Raw genomic sequence first — 1,509 nt, forward strand, 5'->3', positions numbered from 1 at the left:
TGGGCTACCTGACCTCGCGACTGGACCAGCAGGCCGCCCCGGTTGCGGTAGCTCCGCCCGCCGCGACACCGGCCCAGCCCGTCGCTGCGCCGGCGGACGCTCCGGCTGCGGCCGATGCCTCGGCCCCCACCACCCCCGCCGCGCCTGCCGCTTCCAAGCCGGCCACTGCTGCTGCGGCACCGGGCATCCTGGGCGATGTGGCCGACCCGGACCCGGCGACGCTGGCCCGGTATCAGAAAGAGCTGGCCGCCACCCTGGCCCGCCAGCCCGGCGTGCTGAGCGCGTTCTGGCTGACGCGGCAGACCCTGGCGGTGAACCGCAGCGACGAGATCGATGCGATCTGGCCGTTGGTGTGCACCGAGGTGAAGCGTTACCCGGCGCTGCGCACGGTGCGTATCCAGTTGAATCCGCGCCTGGGCGTGGACGAGCCGGTGCGTTGGCGGCAGTGCGCTACGCTTTGATGTTGCCCCGCTCTACCTCGCGCCGGGGGCGAACTTTGCGACCAGGTCCCAGGCGTCGCCGAGGAACATCTGGCGCACGCAGGTGATGGGCTGGTCGCCACGCCAGGTGAGGCGGTCGATGACCAGGCAGGCCGTGCCGGGCTTGACCTCCAGCAACGCGGCGGCGGCGTCATCGGCGCCCCAGGCGCTGATGCGGTGCTGGGCGCGGGTCCAGGACACGTTCTGCAGCAGCCAGCTTCCCGGCGCGGTAGTCTCGAAATCCACGTCCAGCACTTCTGGCACGCCCACCGGGCTGATCAGGCGGTGTTCCAGCGCGAACGGACGCCCATCGGCACGGTGCAGGCAGCGGATGGCCAGCAGCTTTTCGCTGCCCGACAACGCCACCTCTTCGGCAGCCTGCGGACGCGGCGCCCGGTAGGCCCGCTCCAGCAGTTGGTAGCCGTAGACGTGGCCACGTGCGCCCACGGCCATGGCGATATCCGGAATTTCCAGCGCCACCTGTTCCAGGTGCGGCGGCTGCCGGGCCACGAACGAACCGGCGCGGCGGCGGCGCTCGATCATGCCGCTCTCGGCCAGCGCGGTCAGCACCTTGTTCACGGTCATCCGCGAGCAGCCGTACTGCTCCATCAGTTCGTGCTCATAGGGAATGCGGAACCCCGGCTCCCACTGCCCACTGAGGATGCGGCTTTCCAGATCGGCGCGGATGCGCTGGTTGAGGGTTTCTGCTTTCTTGCCCGTCACTCGGGAGTCCTGGATGGGTGCAACCGGCACTCAGCCGGCCGACAACAACGTCTGCAATGCGCGGGCGAAACGGGCGGCCACGGCATCGCGCTGCAGGTGACGGCCCTGATGGACCAGCTGGCGACCCTGGCGCCACACCGAACGCACCGCACCATTACGTGCGGCGAACACCCAGCTGTCAAGCAAGGCGTCGCCGTCGCGGGCAATCAGGGCCGGGTGCGTCGGGTCCAGTTCGACCACGTCGGCCGGGGCGCCCACCTGCAGCCCGGTCGCCACGCCAAGCGCCTGCCCGGCGCCGTGCAGCGAC

Annotated in this window: 1 protein-coding gene and 2 pseudogenes; 1 reads left to right on the plus strand and 2 read right to left on the minus strand. The window is 70.6% G+C overall.

Annotated features, from left to right (window positions below; translation table 11 throughout):
- Nucleotides 1-461: pseudogene (locus tag DBR34_RS15705) on the plus strand (hypothetical protein); the annotation flags it as partial.
- A 12-nt stretch (nucleotides 462-473) separates the two neighbouring features.
- Here DBR34_RS15705 and hutC read toward each other — a convergent pair.
- Both hutC and DBR34_RS23375 read right to left on the minus strand, forming a co-directional pair.
- The gene (hutC, locus tag DBR34_RS15710) at nucleotides 474-1,202 is read right to left on the minus strand and encodes a histidine utilization repressor (RefSeq protein WP_128097489.1); all 729 of its coding nucleotides are present in this window, start codon (nucleotides 1,200-1,202) and stop codon (nucleotides 474-476) included.
- A 30-nt stretch (nucleotides 1,203-1,232) separates the two neighbouring features.
- A pseudogene (locus DBR34_RS23375) lies at nucleotides 1,233-1,509 on the minus strand (formimidoylglutamate deiminase); the annotation flags it as partial.

The organism is Stenotrophomonas sp. HMWF003 (assembly GCF_003061285.1).
In the GTDB taxonomy this organism is placed as follows: Bacteria; Pseudomonadota; Gammaproteobacteria; order Xanthomonadales; family Xanthomonadaceae; genus Stenotrophomonas; species Stenotrophomonas maltophilia_AP.